At 62.4% G+C, this 19,045-nt stretch carries 20 protein-coding genes; 9 read left to right on the forward strand and 11 right to left on the reverse strand.

What is annotated here, in order from left to right:
- Positions 1-63: 63 nt before the first annotated feature.
- The 3 genes from ABX74_RS05095 to aspS all read right to left on the reverse strand — a co-directional run bounded on the left by ABX74_RS05095 (position 64) and on the right by aspS (position 4,229).
- A complete protein-coding gene (locus tag ABX74_RS05095) occupies positions 64-1,245 on the reverse strand; it encodes a Kae1-associated kinase (RefSeq protein ID WP_021344212.1) in 1,182 nt (393 codons plus the stop codon).
- Between the two features lie 191 nt (positions 1,246-1,436).
- On the reverse strand, positions 1,437-2,402 hold the full coding sequence (locus ABX74_RS05100) for a DUF389 domain-containing protein (protein WP_019748357.1): 966 nt from the start codon (positions 2,400-2,402) through the stop codon (positions 1,437-1,439).
- A gap of 18 nt (positions 2,403-2,420) precedes the next feature.
- Positions 2,421-4,229 carry an aspartate--tRNA ligase gene (gene aspS, locus ABX74_RS05105; RefSeq protein ID WP_019748356.1) on the reverse strand — a complete coding sequence of 603 codons (1,809 nt, stop codon included), beginning with the start codon at positions 4,227-4,229 and terminating at the stop codon, positions 2,421-2,423.
- Between the two features lie 163 nt (positions 4,230-4,392).
- On the opposite strand from aspS, the gene ABX74_RS05110 reads away from it, so the two are divergent.
- The 3 genes from ABX74_RS05110 (at position 4,393) to ABX74_RS05120 (ending at position 6,723) form a co-directional block, all read left to right on the forward strand.
- Complete coding sequence (locus tag ABX74_RS05110) at positions 4,393-5,316, forward strand: neutral zinc metallopeptidase (RefSeq protein ID WP_021332960.1); 924 nt, start codon at positions 4,393-4,395, stop codon at positions 5,314-5,316.
- 76 nt (positions 5,317-5,392) lie between these two features.
- Positions 5,393-6,004 carry an ArsR/SmtB family transcription factor gene (locus ABX74_RS05115; RefSeq protein WP_047888357.1) on the forward strand — a complete coding sequence of 204 codons (612 nt, stop codon included), beginning with the start codon at positions 5,393-5,395 and terminating at the stop codon, positions 6,002-6,004.
- A 2-nt stretch (positions 6,005-6,006) separates the two neighbouring features.
- Positions 6,007-6,723, forward strand: coding sequence for an ATPase (locus ABX74_RS05120; protein ID WP_019748353.1), 717 nt, complete (start codon positions 6,007-6,009; stop codon positions 6,721-6,723).
- A 4-nt stretch (positions 6,724-6,727) separates the two neighbouring features.
- Here ABX74_RS05120 and ABX74_RS05125 read toward each other — a convergent pair whose 3' ends face one another.
- The 4 genes from ABX74_RS05125 to ABX74_RS05140 form a co-directional block, all read right to left on the reverse strand.
- Positions 6,728-8,128 carry a DUF2252 domain-containing protein gene (locus tag ABX74_RS05125; RefSeq protein ID WP_019748352.1) on the reverse strand — a complete coding sequence of 467 codons (1,401 nt, stop codon included), beginning with the start codon at positions 8,126-8,128 and terminating at the stop codon, positions 6,728-6,730.
- Positions 8,129-8,159: 31 nt separating this feature from the next.
- Positions 8,160-8,579: a DUF1622 domain-containing protein gene (locus tag ABX74_RS05130; protein ID WP_007728052.1), complete on the reverse strand. Its 420-nt coding sequence runs from the start codon at positions 8,577-8,579 to the stop codon at positions 8,160-8,162.
- 51 nt (positions 8,580-8,630) lie between these two features.
- Complete coding sequence (locus ABX74_RS05135; RefSeq protein WP_223257833.1) at positions 8,631-9,662, reverse strand: ABC transporter substrate-binding protein; 1,032 nt, start codon at positions 9,660-9,662, stop codon at positions 8,631-8,633.
- A gap of 101 nt (positions 9,663-9,763) precedes the next feature.
- Positions 9,764-10,132 carry a zinc ribbon domain-containing protein YjdM gene (locus tag ABX74_RS05140; protein WP_189637307.1) on the reverse strand — a complete coding sequence of 123 codons (369 nt, stop codon included), beginning with the start codon at positions 10,130-10,132 and terminating at the stop codon, positions 9,764-9,766.
- Positions 10,133-10,236: 104 nt separating this feature from the next.
- On the opposite strand from ABX74_RS05140, the gene ABX74_RS05145 reads away from it, so the two are divergent.
- The 4 genes from ABX74_RS05145 to ABX74_RS05160 all read left to right on the forward strand — a co-directional run bounded on the left by ABX74_RS05145 (position 10,237) and on the right by ABX74_RS05160 (position 14,035).
- Positions 10,237-10,869 (forward strand): TetR/AcrR family transcriptional regulator, encoded by a 633-nt coding sequence (locus ABX74_RS05145; RefSeq protein WP_024487257.1) that lies wholly within the window; start codon positions 10,237-10,239, stop codon positions 10,867-10,869.
- Positions 10,870-10,912: 43 nt separating this feature from the next.
- Positions 10,913-12,484 (forward strand): MDR family MFS transporter, encoded by a 1,572-nt coding sequence (locus ABX74_RS05150; protein ID WP_019748347.1) that lies wholly within the window; start codon positions 10,913-10,915, stop codon positions 12,482-12,484.
- A gap of 14 nt (positions 12,485-12,498) precedes the next feature.
- Positions 12,499-13,122 carry a CHAP domain-containing protein gene (locus ABX74_RS05155; RefSeq protein ID WP_047888359.1) on the forward strand — a complete coding sequence of 208 codons (624 nt, stop codon included), beginning with the start codon at positions 12,499-12,501 and terminating at the stop codon, positions 13,120-13,122.
- A 184-nt stretch (positions 13,123-13,306) separates the two neighbouring features.
- Entirely contained in the window at positions 13,307-14,035 is a 729-nt protein-coding gene (locus ABX74_RS05160) for an HD domain-containing protein (protein WP_047888360.1), read from the forward strand.
- On the opposite strand, the gene ABX74_RS05165 is transcribed toward ABX74_RS05160, so the two are convergent.
- Positions 14,036-14,407, reverse strand: a complete 372-nt coding sequence (locus tag ABX74_RS05165; protein ID WP_047888361.1) for a cupin domain-containing protein — start codon at positions 14,405-14,407, stop codon at positions 14,036-14,038.
- Between the two features lie 89 nt (positions 14,408-14,496).
- Here ABX74_RS05165 and ABX74_RS05170 point away from each other — a divergent pair, with 89 nt between their 5' ends.
- The gene (locus ABX74_RS05170) at positions 14,497-15,315 is read left to right on the forward strand and encodes a helix-turn-helix domain-containing protein (protein ID WP_024487806.1); all 819 of its coding nucleotides are present in this window, start codon (positions 14,497-14,499) and stop codon (positions 15,313-15,315) included.
- Between the two features lie 95 nt (positions 15,316-15,410).
- On the opposite strand, the gene ABX74_RS05175 is transcribed toward ABX74_RS05170, so the two are convergent.
- Positions 15,411-16,064 carry a hypothetical protein gene (locus ABX74_RS05175; RefSeq protein WP_047888362.1) on the reverse strand — a complete coding sequence of 218 codons (654 nt, stop codon included), beginning with the start codon at positions 16,062-16,064 and terminating at the stop codon, positions 15,411-15,413.
- Positions 16,031-17,086, reverse strand: a complete 1,056-nt coding sequence (locus ABX74_RS05180; protein WP_223257834.1) for a LacI family DNA-binding transcriptional regulator — start codon at positions 17,084-17,086, stop codon at positions 16,031-16,033. Before ABX74_RS05180 ends, ABX74_RS05175 begins: the two co-directional genes overlap by 34 nt.
- A 70-nt stretch (positions 17,087-17,156) precedes the next feature.
- On the opposite strand from ABX74_RS05180, the gene ABX74_RS05185 reads away from it, so the two are divergent.
- On the forward strand, positions 17,157-18,386 hold the full coding sequence (locus tag ABX74_RS05185) for an MFS transporter (protein WP_047888364.1): 1,230 nt from the start codon (positions 17,157-17,159) through the stop codon (positions 18,384-18,386).
- On the opposite strand, the gene ABX74_RS05190 is transcribed toward ABX74_RS05185, so the two are convergent.
- Entirely contained in the window at positions 18,347-19,045 is a 699-nt protein-coding gene (locus ABX74_RS05190; protein WP_223257835.1) for a class I SAM-dependent methyltransferase, read from the reverse strand. The genes ABX74_RS05185 and ABX74_RS05190 overlap by 40 nt on opposite strands.

A 19,045-nucleotide genomic window follows, 5' to 3' on the forward strand; every position in this document is an offset into this window, starting at 1 on the left:
GACCGAAAAAGGGCGCTCGTGCTGCATGCACGGGCGCCCTTCTGCGTGTGATCAGTCAGAAACTCAACTGAACTCGGTGCGCAGCGCCGCCACGACGTCGCGGGCGTGTGCCTCGACGGCGTCGTTGCCGGCGAGCTTCGCCGAACGCGCGAGTCTTGCCCAGCGTCCCACCAGTGCGTCGGCCCGTGGAATCGAGAGATAGTGCTCGCGGACAGCGGCGATACGTGAATGATCCTCGGGCAGGTACAGATAGGTGCTGAGCCAGACCCAGATGAGTTGGGCCTCGACGATCCTGCGCCCCAATTCGGCCTCGTCGGCCAGGGCCGGCCACATCCCGACGACCTCGGCCCGCCAGGCATCGACCATCGCCGACGCCCGCTCTTCGGTCAGGTCGATGTTGCACAGGCAACCGGGGAACGACACCAACGCGTAGGTGATGTCGAGGAGGGCGTCCCGGTAGCCACCCCACTCGTAGTCGAGGAACTGCACGCCGTCGTCGTTGACGATGATGTTGTCTGGGCACAGGTCCGACGGACTGAAGGCGCGGAATCGACCGCCACTGAACAGTGTCTGCGCGTGCCGAACCTGCTCGAGAATGTCCGAACTCACATCGATGCCGAGACTTTCCACCAACATCGCGGGAACACCGGCCACTGCGCGTCCCACCTGATCCGCCACTTCATCGGAGCAATGGGCGACCTCGGCACGACGCAGCAGTGCGGTGAAGTCGTCCTCACGGCCGACGGTCGCGGCGTGCATGCGCCCCATGGCCTGCGCCATGGCCATCAGCGTGTGAGTGACGGTGTCCGGGTCGGAGTCTTCGAGTCGGACGCTGATTGCGGTGGCGTCGCCGAGATCACTCAGGATCAAGAGGCGAGCATCGAGGTCGGACGCCAACAGTTCGGCGCCGGGGCGTGCGTCCTTGGCAAGCGCGTTGGCGAACTGATACGACACCGCTTCACGAAGGAAAGCGGTCTCGACGTCGAAGTCACCTTCGGACGCGGCGGGGAGCGCAATCGCGGTTTTGGTAGCTCCCTGGAAGTTGTCGCGGACCTGCTTGATCACCAGCGTTCGAGGCAGGGAGAACGGGTTCTCGGCGACACGTACGCGCAGCACGACGGTGCGGCCACTCCCCCCGAGATCGACTGGATCCACCAGGGTTACGGGTGCCCCTGTGCGGCGTGTCAGCAACTGCTCAGCAGCTGCGACGACTTCGGAAACGGGGTCTGCCAGTAATGCGGTCATCACCGACCAACTTACCCGTTAGTGACTCCGATCATGCCCAGCTCATCCACTCACAGCGGAGAATTCAAGCCCTCACAGCGCCAGAAATTGCCGTCTACCTGCGGCGATGACAAAAGTCCCTAATCGCCACACCGGCACACAGTTCTCGCGAGAATTCTGCTGTCGGTGAGCAGAACTCCGAACCGGCGATGTCATGGAGTTTTGTCCTCGTCGACAAATCGAGAAATGCCTTTCAACGCTGCTTCGAATTCCTCGTCGGCCCGGGTTCTGACCCAGAGGACGAGCACGCAGGCAGTGACGATCCCGACCAGGTTGACAGCCAGTTGCAGCGACGACAACCCGGCGATCCGCCATTCTCCGTTTGCTGCCGCAACCACCGCGAAACCGGCGGCAGGAACCGTGGTGACGGAGATGAACACTCCGACCAAGGCAGCGGACTTCGACGAGACGAGTGCCAGCATCCCAGCCGCACCGGCAAGAAGCGCGACGACAAACGAGATGGGCCCGACCTTGTAGACGAAATCGACCTCGTGGAGCGATTCGAGACTCACGACGTCCATCCACCCGAAGAACTTCACCACGAACGTTGCGGCGAGAGTCACGCCCATCGCGATGGGGAATCCGACGGCGAGCGCGAGAATCGAACGTCGACGCAACCGTCGATCCCGCCGTACGAGTGCCACAGCCAGCGCGGCCAGCGGCCCGAACTCCGGGCCGACGACCATGGCGCCCACGATCGTGATCTGAGAGTCGGTGACAACGCCGATTGCCGCGAGCAGACATGCGATCGTCAGGAACGCGACGAACAATCCGTTGAGAGTTGATTCTTCCCGAGTGCGGGACAGCAATTCCTCCCACACGACGGAATCCGCGGGATCACCCGGCACGTCGCGCTCGGCTTTGCGCGCCGCCGCCGACAACACCGTCTCGACTGGTACGAGCGTCATTCCGCCGTCCTCGGCGACGCCGAGAGCGGTCAGAGCATCGACGACGTCGTTGGCCGCCTCACGGGCGACGTCGGCCTCCACCATGTCGCCGGCGGGATGAACCGCGACATCACGTAGTACGACGATGTGTGTCGCGCCCCGCTGCGACGCGAGCGCACCGAGAACTTGCTCGGTGCGCTCGGTCGGGCAGATCACCCGCAAATGCAGCATGGCGATCCGGTGTCGGCTCTACTTGGCTTCGACGGTGTCGCCTTCGGACTTCTTGTCCTCTGACTTCTTCTCGGGCTTCGCATCAATACCCGATTCCTTGCGCTGCTGCGCAGAAATCGGTGCCGGAGCATCCGTCAGCGGGTCGACGCCGCCACCGGACTTCGGGAACGCGATGACCTCACGGATGGAATCCATGCCGGCGAGGAGAGCGGTGATGCGGTCCCAGCCGAAAGCAATTCCGCCGTGCGGAGGCGCGCCGAAGGCGAAGGCGTCGAGAAGGAAGCCGAACTGCTCCTGCGCCTCTTCCTCGGAGATACCCATCACCTTGAACACTCGTTCCTGAATGTCCTTGCGGTGGATACGAATACTGCCGCCGCCGATCTCGTTGCCGTTGCAGACGATGTCGTAGGCGTAGGCGAGAGCGGAATCCGGATCGGTGTCGAACGTGTCGAAGAACTCCGGCTTCGGCGACGTGAACGCATGGTGCACGGCGGTCCAGGCGGAGTGGCCGAGAGCAACGTCACCGGATGCAGTGGCGTCGGCGGTCGGCTCGAACATCGGAGCGTCGACGATCCACACGAAGGCCCACGCGTCGGGATCGATGAGATCCTTCTTGCGGGCGATCTCACCACGGGCAGCGCCGAGGAGAGCGCGCGTCGACTTGGTCGCGCCCGCTCCGAAGAAGATGCAGTCGCCCGGCTGGGCTCCGACGTGAGCGGCCAGGCCCTCACGCTCGGCGTCGGTCAGGTTCTTGGCAACGGGACCACCGAGAGTGCCGTCTTCGCCGACCAACACGTACGCCAGGCCCTTGGAGCCGCGCTGCTTCGCCCACTCCTGCCAGGCATCGAGCTGCTTGCGCGGCTGGCTTGCACCACCGGGCATCACGACGGCGCCAACGTATTCGGCTTGGAAGACGCGGAAGGTCGTGTCCTTGAAGAACTCCGCGCACTCGACGAGTTCGATACCGAAACGCAGGTCCGGCTTGTCGCTGCCGTAACGACGCATTGCCTCGTTGTAGGTCATGCGGTCGATCGGCGTCTTGATCTCGTGGCCGACGAGCTTCCAGAGCGCCGTCAGGATTTCCTCGGCAAGCAGGATGATGTCGTCCTGGTTGACGAAAGCCATCTCGATGTCGAGCTGAGTGAACTCGGGCTGACGATCGGCGCGGAAATCCTCGTCGCGGTAGCAACGCGCGATCTGGTAGTAGCGCTCGATGCCGCCGACCATGAGTAGCTGCTTGAACAGCTGCGGGCTCTGCGGCAGTGCGTAGAAGCTACCGGGCTGCAGGCGTGACGGTACGAGGAAGTCACGGGCACCCTCGGGCGTCGAACGCGTGAGCGTCGGAGTCTCGACCTCGACGAACTCGTGGTGCGCGAGAACGCCGCGCGCTGCGGCGCTTACCTTGGAACGCAAGCGAATTGCGGATCCGGGCCCTTCACGACGCAAGTCGAGGTATCGGTACTTGAGGCGTGCTTCTTCGCCGACCTGATCGTCGAGCTGGAACGGCAGCGGTGCGCTTTCGTTGAGAACCTCGAGTTCGGTGGCGTTGACCTCGATCGCTCCGGTGGGGATCTCGAAGTTCTGGTTGCCCTCGGGGCGAACCTCGACCGTTCCGGTTACGCGAACGCAATATTCCGCGCGCAGACGGTGCGCCTGCTCGGCCACGTCACCTGCCCGGAAAACTACCTGCGCAACTCCGGATGCATCACGGAGATCGATGAAGATCACTCCGCCGTGATCACGACGCCTGGCTACCCAACCGGTGAGCGTTACGGTCTGCTCTGCCTGCTCGGGTCGCAATGAACCGGCGAGATGTGTGCGCAGCACGGGATTCCTTTCGAACTACTTCCAATAACCGACGACCGACTACTTTGCCTGCGATCCTACGGAGCGAACTGCGCAGAGCGGAAACGCGGACCCGCATCGCATGCGAAGCTATCTCCAGAAGTGACGGCAAGCACTTGTTCACGACAGCAGAAAGCGGACATAGATGACCTTCAACGAGGGGGCCCGCGGCGAAGCGGGACGCGTTCAGGTTCAAGGCGGCGGGGGCGGCGGTGGCCGCGGCGGCAAGATCGCGATCGGCGGTGGCGCGGGCGGCATCATCGTTCTGATCCTGGCGCTGTTGTTCGGCGGTGACCCCGGCTCACTACTGGGCACGTCCACCGAAACTTCGAGTTCGTCGACCGGACTGTCGTCGGTCGACGAGTGCACCGGCGCTCAGGCAAACGCCGATGTGAACTGCCGCGTCACACTGACCGTCGGAAGCCTCGACGACGTTTGGGAACAGCAGTTGGTCAAGCAGACCGGCACGGCATACGTGCGACCCGAAGTCATCCTGTTCAGCGGTTCGGTCAACACCGGTTGCGGCCAGGCGTCGAGTGATGTCGGTCCGTTCTACTGCCCGGCGGACCAAACGGCGTACTTCGATACGAGCTTCTTCCAATTGCTCGTCGACCGTTTCGGTTCCAGTGCCGGACCGCTCGCACAGGAGTACGTGGTCGCTCACGAGTTCGGACATCACATCCAGAATCAGCTCGGCGACATCGGCCGCGCGCAAGCTGACCCACAGGGCGAGCAGTCCGGCGCGGTTCGCACCGAACTCCAGGCCGATTGCTACGCCGGCGTCTGGGCACATTTTGCGGACACGATTCCCGACGAAGCGACCGGTCAACCATTCCTGAAGCCCTTGTCCGAGAGCGATATTCGGGACGCCCTCTCGGCGGCGTCATCGGTGGGCGACGACCGCATCCAGAAGTCCACGACCGGACGGGTCAACCCCGAAGGTTGGACACACGGTTCCTCCGCACAGCGGCAGGCGTGGTTCAAGACCGGATACCAGACCGGCCAGATCTCCTCGTGTGACACGTACTCGGCGCGGGATCTGAACAATCCGCCCGATCTGAAGCGGTAGAGAACCTCCGAAATACCATCCCGCCGACAATTTTTTCTGTCTTGACAGATTTGGTTGTCGGTGGGATGGTTTTCTCATGTTGGAAGTTGCAGTCATCGATCGTCCCGCAGCTGCCGAGGCCTCGCTCGATCCGATCCGCCAACGGATTCTGGCTGAACTGGCAGTCCCGGCATCAGCATCCTCGCTGGCACCCCGAGTGGGCTTGACGCGCCAGAAGATCAATTACCACTTGCGCACTCTCGAGGAACACGGACTCGTCGAACTCGTCGAGGAGCGCAAGCGGGGAAACATGACGGAGCGGATCATGCAGGCCAGCGCCGCGTCGTACGTCATCTCCCCCGCTGCAATGTCCGCGCTCGCGCCGGACCCGAGCCGGTTCCCGGATCAGCTCTCGGCGCGCTGGCTCGTCACTCTCGCGGCGCGGATCGTCCGAGAGGTCGGCGAACTGATCGCCGGCGCAACTGCGGCCGGAAAACCGTTGGCGTCCTTTGCCATCGACAGCGACATCACCTTTGCCACGGCGGCCGACCGCGCCGCCTTCGCCGGCGAACTCGGCGAGTCGGTCAACTCACTTGTGGCCAAATACCACGACGGCAATTCCGAAGTCGGGCGCAAACACCGCTTGGTTGTCGCCCTGCATCCCAGTCTCACCACACCCCACGTCACCACACCCGAAACGGAGCAGTAGCGATGTCCGAGAAATTCGAAATCCGCCGCGAGGTGGTCGTCCCCGGAACTCCCGAGCAGATCTGGGCCGCAATCTCGGCAGAGACGGCCGGCTGGATGTTCCCGTCTCCGCTCGAAATCCCTGCGGACGGCAGTAGTCCGGACAGCCCGATCATCGCGACGTGGGAGCCGCCCCGCGAGCTAGCCATCCACATGCAAGGCCCCGACGGCTGGTTCAACAACCTCGAGTACGTCGTCGAGGCCCGCGACGAGAGTACCGCCGTTGTCCGCTACGTCCACGCCGGAGTGTTTGCCGAGGACTGGGACAACCAGTACGACGGCGCGAGTAAGCACACGGACTTCTACCTGCACAGTCTCGGCCAATACGTGCGGTACTTCGCCGGCAAACCCGTCACCTATGTCTCGGCCGAAGGCCCGGAATCCTCGTCCTCGCCGCAAGCGATGGGAACGCTTCGCAGCGCCCTCGGAATCACCTCGGGCACCGCTGTCGGTGACGCCACGTCGGTGGAAGTCCCCGGAATCGGAACCGTCGACGCGATTGTCGACTACATCAACGACTGGTTCATCGGCTTGCGTACCGAGGACGCATTGCTGCGGTTCTACGGACGAAACGCCTTCGGCGGCACCGTCGACGCGGCCCATCACCTCTTCGCAGAGGGCGCTGACGGTGGATCAGCAACGACAGCGTGGCAGGCCTGGCTCGACGGCGTGTTCGCCTGAGTCGTCACACTCCCCGCTCTGCTGACACGCGACCGTCGTCGATCGCGGTCAGCAAAGCGGCATGATCGCGTGCGTTGCGTTTGGCGTAGGCAGCCGCGAACTCCCCGATCGCGAAATCGAATTCGGTTCCGTCACCGAGATATTCGGCGATCGCAATCCGATCGGACGAGCGAGCATGCGCATAGGCCAGGACCCTCGCGCATAGTCGCCCGTAGAGTTCCATCCCTTCAGGTTTCATGGTTTCGATGACCGCTGATCCCTTGCCGTCCCGAAGTTGGCGGATGTAGAAGTCGTGCTCATCCTCGTCGAGTCCCGGTCCGCGCTCCCACCCCAGGAAGATGTCACTGGTGGCCTGCATCAGGCGCTGCCCGTTCACTACTCGTTCGCCCTCGTTGGAGAAGGTGGGGCCATCGACGTACGCCGAGAGAACGGACGGCTGCGCCTCCTTGACCTGCAGGATCAACGGATCGTCGTCGTCGACGCCTTTCATCAGGATCATCCACGCGCGCGTTCCGACGCTCCCGACACCGACAACTTTCCGCGCGATGTGCGTCATCTCGAAGCTTTCGAGCAACACCCGACGGTCCCACTGCAACGTGCTTCGATAGGAACGAACGCGCTGACGTAGCAACTCCTCGATCTGAGTGAGGTCGGTGCCCGCGAACAATTCCTCTGCCGGCACGATCAGCGGCGGGTCACTGATGAACCGCCTTCTCCCGTCGACGATTTCGGTGAATTTGCCGGCAGCCTGAGCGCTGTCTCGGCGACGAGCCTTGTCCAACGTCGCCTGGGTCCGCTCGAGCATTCGCTTCTTCAAATCGACGCGAAGTTCTTCCAGTCCGTCTTCGGGTGCGATGTGCGCGTACCAAACTGCGAGGTTCCCCAATCCTGCCTGAGCGATCAGGGTTTCGCGATACTCGGCCGCACACCCGCGAACGATCTTCTTACGCTCTTTGCCGGAGTATCCGTTGTCCTTCGCTGCGATCGCCAAACTGGCGGCCAGTCGTTTCACGTCCCATTCGAACGGCCCCGGGTACGTTTCGTCGAAGTCGTTGATGTCGAACGCGAGCTTTCGCTCGGGCGTCGCATAGATACCGAAGTTGCTCAGGTGTGCGTCGCCGCAGAGTTGGCTGTTCAGGCCGGAATCAGGGCTTCGGGACAAGTCGTCCGTCATCACCAGGGCAGCACCACGGAAGAACGAGAACCGGGACGCCGACATGCGCCCGTATCGGATGGGCACCAGGTCCTGTACCCGCGACTTCGCCTGCAATTCCAGCAGTGATATCGGATCGCGGTCACTCTCTGTCAGATCCGCGAGCGCGGCCAATGGCGTATCTCTACGCGCCTGGCGGCCGCGCGCCCGCCTCTCGTCGACAGTGGGATGCTCGGTACGCACTGCTGTCATCTGCCCGACCTTTCACTCGCAACGGCTATCGCTACGAACTCGACGCGTCGGGCGTCGTTCGGCCTCCTGATCCGCGCGCTGCGCGTACCAGGAGTTCCGGACTTGACACCAACGCCTTGCGCCACGGAAGTACCCCGTCGATCTCGATCTGAATCGACAGGCTCAACACGGTCCGAATCAGAACGATCATGCCCAGAACTGCGGCGTCGGTCAGCGACGGTGAAGACGTCACAGTCTTCACCAGATCAGCGGCGACAAGGATCTCGAGCCCGAGAAGGATGACCGCACCCATCGTCTCGCGCAGAGTGCGAAACGCTGAACTACCGTCGCGCGTTCGACTCCAGGCGCGCCCCGCGATCACGAATGCGAACACGAACCCGAGGACCATGGCGACAACACCGAGTACTTCGAACCATTCGGTGACAAGCTCGAAGAACCTGATTTTGTCCATGATCATGATTCTCGAGGTAATGCACCGATAAGTCGAGGTGACACGACGGAGTCAGCTGAAGATCCGCTCGATGTCGTCGAGTCGCAGCTCGGTCGCGCGAGGAGAATAGCCCGAGCCCCACAGGCTGTCGTCGACGTAATGGACGTTCCCCGAGCGGACAGCGGGAAGACGCTCCCAGAGCGGGTTCATTGCCAACTGCGCGCGGACGTCCTGCTGGTCCTGGAATGCACCCACGATGATCACGTCGCTGGTCACCTGATCGAGTTGCTCCGCTGTGAGTGTGCGGGTGAACTCCTCCGATGTAGCTCGATCGCCCGGGAAACCGAGAGCATCGAGAAGAGCGTCGACCTGGTTGTAGACGACACCGTTTTCGCCGGTACGCAGCAGCGTCACCGACGGTAGCGAGCCGAGGGCCGAGAGCCGATCCTTGATTGTGAGGAGGCGCTCTTCCGTTCTCGCGTTCAATTCCGCAGCAGCTTCTTCCCGTCGGACCGCGACGCCCATCGAGGTGACCAACTTCTTCATCTCGTCCCACGTGAGGTACCCGTTGAAGCCGGCGAACACTGGAACACCGGTCGCAGAGAGTTCGTCGTAGGACTTTGCCGCATAAGCATTTCCGGCGGTCAGGAGCATGACGATCAGATCTGGCGACGCGCCGATGATCGCTTCCTTGTTCCACGTTCCCGCCGTGCCGAGGTTCGGGATGTTCGCCGCCTCCGGCATCGTGCGCAACACCGCGTCGCCGCCCACCCCTTCGAGACCGAAGAAGCCGCCGACGATCTTCTCCGGCGGCACACCGAGGTCGAGGACCGTCGCCATGGCGCTGACGTGGGCGATGACCATTCGCTGCGGATCCGACGGAATCTCGACACTGCCCGTCTCATCCTGCACTGTGACGAGACCACTTGGCGCCGAGCCGTTTTCGTCGCTGCTGCACGCTGCCAGCAAGGTCGCGGCCGCGACACCGAGCCCGGCGCCGAGGAATCCCCTGCGTGTCAGCGCATCGACGATGCGTTCCCACTGCTCGTCTGTATCGAGTGTGGTGTTATCGAGTGCGGGCGTCAGGCAGATCGAGTTCGGCACAGTTCGGTCCATTCGTTCGAGCGGTCGAAGATCTCCTCGATTGTGGCTATCGAACCGTCGAAACTGAACAGGATTTCGAGCCGACATCTATCGCTGTCCGGTCACACCTTCTTGACGACACTCGACTTCAATTGCATCGGTCCGATGCCGTCGACCTTGCAGTCGATGTCGTGGTCGCCAACGCCCTGGACAAGGCGGATGTTGCGCACTTTCGTACCTGACTTGATGCCGGTCGGACTGCCCTTCACCTTGAGTGTCTTGACGACCGTCACCGTGTCTCCGTCCGCAAGGATGTTTCCTACGGCATCTTTCACCACACCCAGTTTCACCACACCCGAGTCCTCGCCGACACTATCGGTCGGCGCCCACTCGTGCGCGCAGGACGGGCAGACCATCAACGCGCCCATCTCGTAGGTGTATTCGCCGGCGCATTCGGGGCAAGGGGGCAAGGTTTCTTCCACGCGGTTCATCCTATCCACCAGGCACCCGATCCCCATTTTTGCATTTCATGAGGCATTCTTGGGCGAAATATTGCATTCGATGAAACTTTGCACTCTGTGCAATTATGGATGAAATGGGAACCGAAACTCTCGGATTGCGCGAACGAAAACGAATTGCGACGAGGCAGCTGATCGAGCACACTGCCGTCGAACTCGTCCTCGACCTCGGCTACGACGAAGTGACTGTCGAGAAGATCTGCGAGGCCTGCAATCTGTCGACCCGCACGTTCTTCAACTACTTCCCCACCAAGGACGCAGCGATCGGTGGGCTCATGCTCGTCGTGCCAAGTGAGGCAACCATGCTCACGCTCATCGGCGAGCACCCGGACGATCCGCTGCGCGGCGCCCTCGCGGTATTCGAGGCGGCGATGCAGATCGTCGACGAGCGACCCGATCTGCTCGCGCATCGACGCGAATTGTTCGAACGTCATCCCACGCTGTTGCAACAACATCTGGCCACCTTCCACGATCTTGAAGACACGCTCACCCGGATCCTCACGCGGGAGTTGTCGCACAGAACCGAGTATCGCCGCCTGCACTCGGATACAGCCGCTGCCGACGAAGCCACGGCAACGGTCATCACCGCAGGCGCCGCGATGCGTTACGTCTTCCGAAAATGGCAGAACAGTGAACGGGCAAGCCCCAGAACCGACTTGCTTGATCCGGCGCTACTCCTGATGGCTCGAATACTCAGGTCCGAGAGCTGATCCACACTCTCTCGCACCAGCTGTCACTCAACTAAGGAACTACATGTCCACTCGAGAAGCTGCGACCGTCGAGCCCGACGGCACGCATACCGATACCGAGGCCGCGCCGGACAAACGGTCGATCATCCTCGTTTTTGTCGGGCTTATGATCACGATGCTTCTGGCATCGCTCGACCAGATGATCTTCAGCACCGCGCTCCCGACCATCGTGGGCGAATTGAACGGCGTCAACCACATGGTCTGGGTGACGACGGCATACATCCTCGCCTCGACCGTCATGATGCCGGTGTACGGAAAACTCGGTGACCTGATCGGGCGCAAGGGCCTCTTCATCGGCGCCATCAGCATTTTCATCGTCGGTTCGGTGATCGGCGGTCTGTCCCACGACATGACCACACTCATCGCTGGTCGAGCCGTGCAAGGACTCGGCGGCGGCGGATTGATCCTGCTGTCCCAGGCGATCATCGCCGACGTCGTCCCGGCCAGGCAACGCGGCCGGTACATGGGTGCGATGGGCGGCGTGTTCGCACTGGCTTCGGTTGCCGGCCCCCTTCTCGGTGGATGGTTCACCGAGGGCATCGGCTGGCGCTGGGCATTCTGGATCAACATCCCCCTCGGGCTCCTCGCAATCGCGAGCGCAATGGCATTCCTTCACCTGCGGAAGCCGAACCTCGGCAAACCTCGCATCGACTATCTGGGAATGATCCTCGTCGCAACGGCCGCAACCTGTCTGATCCTGTTCACCACCTGGGGCGGCAACACCTACGCCTGGGGGTCAGGCGTCATCATCGGGTTGATCATCGGCTGCATCGTGACCGCAGTGGCGTTTGTCTTCGTCGAGAAGCGTGCTGACGAACCGGTAATTCCGATGCACCTGTTCGCTCAGCGAAACTTCGTGTTGACCACCGTCGCGGGCCTGATCATCGGCATCGCGATGTTCGGTGCGCTCGCCTACCTGCCGACCTACATCCAGATGGTGACAGGCAAGAACGCCACCGAAGCAGGACTGATGATGATTCCGATGATGGCAGGCCTGCTGGTCGCCTCCATCGGATCCGGTCAGCTGGTCAGCAAGACCGGCCGCTACAAGATCTTCCCCATCGTCGGAACATCCATCGTCGCAGTCGCTCTCGTCCTGCTCTCACGTCTGACGCCGTCGACCTCACTGCTGGTCTTCGGTTGCTACATCGCACTCATGGGTATCGGCCTCGGCCTCGTCATGCAGATCTTGATCTTGATCGTGCAGAACACCTTCCCCGCGGCCGAAGTGGGAACGGCCACCGCGTCGAACAACTTCTTCCGTCAGATCGGTGCGTCGTTGGGCAGCGCGATCGTGGGCAGCCTGTTCGCCTCGCGTCTGACCAATCTCCTGGCCGAGCGACTCCCCGCGAATGGCGGCGCGGTCGGTGGTGACGAGAACTCCTTGACCCCGGGAATCCTCTGGAAGTTGCCCAGCCAGGTTCGCGAGATCATCGTCGGTGCATACAACGACGCGCTGGCGCCGATCTTCCTGTACCTCGTCCCCTTGGTCATCGCGGCGGTTGTCCTGTTGCTCTTCGTCAAGGAGAAGCCACTCGCGACGACGATCGATCGCTCGGCACCCCCGCTCGAGTAATTGACTATCGTGGCGTGATGTCGCACGCACCGAATACGCCCAGACGCACTCTCGCTGTTCTGGGCGTATTCGGCGTTGTGGTGGTCGTAGTTGTCGCCGGCGCACTGTGGTGGTTCGCGCGCGGCGACGACGCTCTTGCCGGCGAGAATCTCGATTCGTTCCCGGCCGTCGACCACAGCATTCTCAGCGCTCAGCAGAGTGCGCTACTGGGCGTCCTCGAGCAGGAGTGGGAGTCAGGGAGTCCCGGCACCAAATACGCCGAGGGTGTCGAAGAATCGTGGTGTGCCGATTTCGTGAGCTGGTCGATGAACCAGATCGGCACGCCGTTCTCGAACCCCAACTCAGGGTCGTGGCGCATCCCCGGGGTGTACACGCTGCAGGAGTATTACGAGTCCGTCGACGCGTTTGTCCCCTACGGTCAGGACTACCAGCCCAAGGTCGGCGACACGATCCTGTACGGCGACTCGAGCCCCTTCGGCCAACACGTCAACGTCGTTCTGGTCAACGACGGCGGCACTCTGACGACCGTCGGCGGCAACGAGAACAACAAGGTCATGCTCCATCGCATCGTCCCGTCGGAAGTCCCGGGGATCGTCGGGTTCGGCGTCATCTTAGCCACCCCCGCCGTCTTTGCGTGATGAAACTTGATTGCTGTGAGCGGTGAGATTTCCGAATTGGTTCAACCGTTGATTGGTTCGAACGGATCGACATTGTTCGGATAATTCCTTGTTTCCGTCGTCGACAGATTTTGATATCGAACGAAGGATCAGACCTGGCAACTAGATTCATATCCAGCTGCCCCCTACCTCAGACAGGAATTCGATGCGCCCTGGTGAGCTGACCACCCTCGAGCAGATACAGCTCATGGCCCGCGCGGCTGCTACGCAGGCCATGAGCACGCCGTCGATGCTCCGGCTGCGGCTCGGCCGCTACCCCACTCGCACACCCGAACTGCGCAAACGCCCACTCCCCGACACCAAGCTGTGCAGCGAAGCGCTCGATCACGCCAGAGGAACCCTCTCCCCCGCGGTCTTGAACCACAGCCTGCGCTGCTGGATCTGGGCCGACGCCTTCGCGCAGATCGATGCGATCGAGTACGACCCCGAAGATCTCTTCACTGCGTGCGCCCTTCACGATGTCGGACTGGGCGCAGAAGGATCGGCCGAGCACGGGTGTTTCACCTACATCAGTGCCGCAGACGCAGAAGAACTCGCGACCCGAGTGGGAACTTCGGAGAGGTCGGTACGGCGAATCGGCGAAGCGATCCGTCTACACATGGATCTGACCGTCGACCGCGGCGCGGGCGCTGACGCCTATCTACTGCATGCCGCAGCGCATTTCGACGTTGCCGGTCGGCGTGCGCCCGAAATTCCGCGAGCAACTGTTGATGCAACAATCGCGGAGTACCCGCGAACAGGGTTCACCGACGAGTTCGCGCAATCGATGCGGCGCGAGGTCGAGCTCCGTCCGCACTCTCGCGCGGCGACGCTCTGGAGATCGGGAATGGCCCTGCCGTTGCGTACCAATCCCCTGGATTGGAAGAGCCGGTAACTACGAAAAGTCCTCGAGCACTGCAGTTCGCGGCCCTCCGACGTTCCCGGTATTCACCACGCCGACGGGTTCGATCAACATCACCTCCGCTTCTTCCTCGGCGATCGGGCAATGTTCGACTCCGCGAGGTACCACGAACAGTTCACCGGGCCCCAGTGGAACATCTCCGTTTCGGAGTTGGATTCGAATCTGCCCCTTCGTCACCAGGAACATTTCGTCGGTGTCGGTGTGGGAGTGCCAGACGAATTCACCTTTGATCTTGACGATCTTGATCTCGTAATCATTGAGGGCCGCAATCTTCTTGGGCGACCAGTGCTCGGCGAACTGACCGAACTTCTCGCGGAGCGATACCGCTGTTGCCGAACTGTTCATGTTGTTCCTCCCTCGGGCGCGACACCATCGCGATGACGACCCCGCCACTCTTCGTCACCCGCGGCAGCTGCGTCTTGTACGTTTCTGACATGGATCCCCGCGGCGCACAGATCACCGCGTGGGCACCGGGCCTCGCGGGAATCACCGAGGTCTTCCATGCCGATTTCGTCGGACACGCCTATCCCAAACACACGCACGATCAGTGGTCTCTGATGCTCGTCGACCGGGGCACGATTGCATACGACCTCGATCATCGCGCTCATGGCGCAGCACCCGAGATCGTGACTCTGTTGCCGCCAGGCATCGCACACGACGGAGTTCCGGTCACCGAGGCCGGATTTCGTCAACGAATCCTTTACCTCGACACGTCAGTTCTCGGTGAGGTCCTCATAGGCCCGGCGGTGGACAGCCCCGAGATTCGAGACCCTCTGCTGCGCCACCGCATCGATCAACTGCACTCTGCACTCGGCCCACACGGCGAATCACTCGAAGCCGAAAGTCGCCTGGGGTTCCTCGCTGAAAGATTGAACGAGATCCTCACACCGGCCACAGGTCGATCCCGTCACATGCCGACCGTTGACGAACGCGTTGCCGATCAACTTCGGGACCTGCTCGATGCGCGACTCACAACGGGAATCACGATGCGGGAAGCGTCGAACATCCTGCAACGGAACCCCACGTATCTGATCAAGAACTTCGCGAAGCATTTCGGGCTTCCGCCTCACAAGTACGTGACGGGACGTCGGATCGATCTGGCGCGACGCGCAATCCTCGCCGGTCGCGAATTGGCGGACGTGGCCGTCGACGTCGGATTCCACGATCAATCCCACCTGTCGCGGCACTTCGTCAAGCATGTCGGGGCGCCGCCCGGTAAATACGCACTGAACGTGGTCGGCAGAGCGCGCTAGTCGAAGCACCTGGCACCGGTTTCGTCGAGCAGACACTGGTTCCGGTCAGCTGGTGCCTGTGTCCACTGAATGAAAACGGTGTCAGGTCCCAACGATCAAGCAGCCGTCTCGAGGTCGACCAGGAGGAGGTCCTCGCGCCGCGGCCCGTATTCACGATCGGTCAGCTGATACGAGCGCAACGCGCGAGGCGCGCGGGCCAATTCGTAGAACCGCTCGGACCCGGACACGAACTGCCTCGATGCCCAACCCCAGTTCGGGCCGTGCGGAAACTTCGGGTCGGGCAGCATGTCGGACTCCATCGACATCAGCCGTAGACGGCGAACCACTCCGGTAGTGGAGGCATTCTCGTCGAAATCGGTCCACGCCTGACGGGCATTTGTGTCGTCACGAGGAGTTCCGGCGCGTAGTTGCAAAGCGCCCGCGGCTTCGATCCGAGAAGGCAACGGTGGTTCGGCGTCGAACATGAATTGCAGTGCGCCGACGCGAGCGATCGCCGGCTGGACCGGCTCCCGGATGTCTGACCCGTCGCGAGGCAGTCTCCACATCAACGGTTTCGAACTCGTGCGCACTTCCGCCGTCAAGACCCACGCCGGCTCGACTACCGCCCACCTGCTCGGGCTGTCGACATTCCAGGAAAGTCCCCACCGGACGGTCTCCCCCAATTCCGGAGGAACGAACCACCGAAGACGCAGAGCGTCGACCACTACCGGCGTGATCATCGCGTCGAAGTTCGCCGACGCACCGACCACTCGACCGGATCCACCGCATCGTCCAGCCCGAGAACCACGCGAGCTGCGTTACGCCCCTGATCGAACAGGGACTGGCGAACTGTGGTCAAGCCGGCGTCCGATGCGGCTGTTGTGTCGTCCCATCCGACGACTGCGACATCGTCGGGCAGCGCGAGGCCGAGTTCACGGATCGCGTCCAGAACCCCCAGAGCCAGTTCGTCACTCATCGCCAAGATGACATCGGGCCTTCGGCTCTCGGGAACGTCGAGAAGGGACCGAGCCATCCGCGCACCCTCGCTCCGCTCGTTGACGGTGACGACCCCCACCCGCACCGAGGGCCAATCGAGGCCCGCGTCGCGGACGGCGCGCTCGTAGCCCTCGAGCCGATGGCGGGACACCGGAAAGAACGCTTCACTTGAAACCACGTCCATCCGAATCTCGGACCGACGCTCACGATCCCACGGAAGGCTGATCACCGCGGGCCGCTGCGCCCCCGACAACCCGACTGCCGCGATCGCAACGGCGCCGGCAACATCGTCCATCCCGACGAGATCCACACCCTCGTGCAACGGCCCACCCTGGATGCATGCGGGTTTTCCGGTGCCGACAATCGCATCGAGGATGGGATCGTCGAAGACGGTGGTCCAGACGACAAAACCGTCTACTGCCGCGTCGCGAACTCTGTCGACGTCTCCCGGTTTCCCCGAGTTCGGCAGCATCATCAATCCGGCGTTCGCATCCAGGCACGCTTCGGCGACTCCCGAGAGGAATCGCCGAGCTACTGCGTCTTCGAAGGCATACGTCAGCTTCTCGCTGAAGACGACCGCGATGTTGTTGAATTTCCCGCTCCGCAAGGACTGCGCCGCCCGGTTAGGGCCCGCGTACTCGAGCTCTTCGGCGGCGGCGAACACCTTGGCCCGCGTTGATTCAGACACGCGCTCGGGCTGTGCGAAGGAGTACGACACCGACATCACCGACACGCCTGCGGCCTTGGCGACGTCGGCCATCGTCGGACGACTCGAACGCTGCGCACGTATGGCCATGAGCATCAGCATAGCGAGTGCAAAATATCCATTGCGCAGGTGTGTATCGATACATGTATCGTTACACAACATGACTGTTCGACTGCCGAAGGCAACCACGCTACGGCTGATGACACTGGCCGGAGCAGCCTTCGCCTACGTGACGGCCGAAATGCTCCCCGTCGGACTGCTCAGCGAAATCTCGACGGACCTCGACGTCACCGAAGGGCGTGTCGGCCTACTGCTGACCTTCTACGCATACGGTGTCGCGGTCTTGACGCTTCCGCTGATCGGAGCGGTCAAAACCTGGCCGCGCCGACGTGTTGTCGTTCTGACGGTGGCCACCCTCGCGGTGTCGCAACTGGTCGCAGCATTGGCCGTCAACTATCCGATGCTGGTGATCGGACGATTGCTCTGCGCTGCGACGCACGGAGTGTTCTGGGCTGTCGTTGCCCCGGTCGCAGCCACTCTGGTTCCGCGCGGACAACAGGGCAAGGCAATCGCGATGGTGTATGCCGGTACGTCTCTCGCTTTTGTTCTCGGAGGTCCACTGTCTTCGGCGATCGGCCAATCCTGGGGTTGGCGGACTGCGTCGGCGGCAATCGGTGTGGTGGCAGTGGTCATCGCTTTCTCACTGCATCGTGCGTTGCCCGAAATGCCGGTCGATCAACACCATCGGAGCAAGCGAGACAAACCGAAGCCGACACCGGCGATGAAACGGGCACTCGCCGTCATCTGCGCGGCAACGCTGTTTGCCGCCCTGGGGCAGTTCGCTTCGTACACGTTCTTCACACTTCTGGTGGAGGAAAGCCTCGGCTCGTCCGGTGGCATCCGTACCGCGATGCTTCTGGTCTACGGCGCCGCCGGCGCAGTCGGAGTGTGGGTCGCCGGCAAGTACTACGACCGCCGACCGCGTCTCTTCACGCTCATCTCGATCGCGACGGTGGCAGGCGCGCTGGCCATCTTCTGGCTCTTGGCGCCGTCGATGGGAGCGTTCGCCGTCGTCGCCACGATCTTGTGGGGTGCGGCGTTCACCACCGTTCCGATCTGCCTCCAGTCCTCGGTTCTGCGCGCCGTTCCGATCGGGACCGACCGTGCCTCGGCCATCTACGTCGTCGTGTTCCAGATCGCGATTGCTACGGGTGCCTTGCTCGGCTCTGCCGTCGTCGACGGTGGCGGGCTCTCACATCTGGCGGGCATCGGGGTCGCTCTGATGATCGGTTCGTTGGTGATAGTCGGGTTCGGCCGACGCGCATTTCCCCGCGAACCGCAGCGGTCTACTCACTCCCCCACCGACGCGGCAGCGACGGTCGCGTCGTAGATCAGGGTGTATCGCCAGAAAAGTCGTCTCCTGATCCGGCTACCTGGCAAACACAACGCGGCCGCGCGTCGGACGTCAGCCATCGACTCACCCGGTTCCGCGGTGGGAACCGTCATCGCCTTCAGTGGCTCGGAGGCAACCCGTCGATGCTTGACGACGCCGACGACGGGATTGCACACGGTCGCCAACACCGACAGGAGTGCGTCGGTTGCTGTGGTCGATCGATAACACCCGACCACGACGAGCCGCCCGCCCGATTCGAGCAGGCCGCTCAGCCGCTTCATCGACTCCTCGAGTGGAAGATGATGCAACGCCGCGACGACTGTGATCGCGTCGTACTTCGCCTCGGATGCAAAGTCCTCGATCCGCCGTGCTTCGATGATCACGTTCTCGTCGTCGACAAACCTTGCGCGCACGGCGGCCGACGTCGTCAGGTCGGGTTCCACACCGACCACCACGTCGAACCGCCGCCGCAAGAGGTCGATCAGATTGCCGGTCCCGCTCCCCACGTCGAGAGCGCGACCGGACCTGACCCCGCGCAGATTACGTAGAACCCACCGGCCGTAGTGATCGTTGTGACTCCACGGATGGCGTCGGTTGAAACCGTCCAAGCGCGCAATCACACCCATACCCGACGGTATCAATCCGAGCTCGGGCAC

Origin of the sequence: Rhodococcus sp. ARP2 (assembly GCF_001029585.1) — a bacterium.
In the GTDB taxonomy this organism is placed as follows: domain Bacteria; phylum Actinomycetota; class Actinomycetes; order Mycobacteriales; family Mycobacteriaceae; genus Rhodococcus_F; species Rhodococcus_F erythropolis.